This is a genomic window from Pantoea latae (assembly GCF_002077695.1).
Lineage (GTDB): Bacteria > Pseudomonadota > Gammaproteobacteria > Enterobacterales > Enterobacteriaceae > Pantoea > Pantoea latae.
Genome location: NZ_MWUE01000034.1, coordinates 1 through 364 on the forward strand (window position 1 = coordinate 1; position 364 = coordinate 364).

The following is a 364-nucleotide window of genomic DNA, read 5'->3' on the forward strand; positions in this document are numbered from 1 at the left end:
ATGAACCGCTACAGCCGGCGATGTCCGAATGGGGAAACCCAGTGTGATTCGTCACACTATCGCAACATGAATACATAGTGTTGCGAGGCGAACCGGGGGAACTGAAACATCTAAGTACCCCGAGGAAAAGAAATCAACCGAGATTCCCCCAGTAGCGGCGAGCGAACGGGGAGCAGCCCAGAGCCTGAATCAGCTTGTGTGTTAGTGGAAGCGTCTGGAAAGTCGCAGGGTACAGGGTGATACTCCCGTACACGAAAACACACATTCTGTGAGCTCGATGAGTAGGGCGGGACACGTGGTATCCTGTCTGAATATGGGGGGACCATCCTCCAAGGCTAAATACTCCTGACTGACCGATAGTGAA

General features: G+C 53.0%; 1 rRNA gene. It reads left to right on the top strand.

Annotation, left to right across the window (positions count from 1 at the left end):
* A 23S ribosomal RNA gene (locus B2J69_RS21615) occupies positions 1-364 on the top strand; the annotation flags it as partial.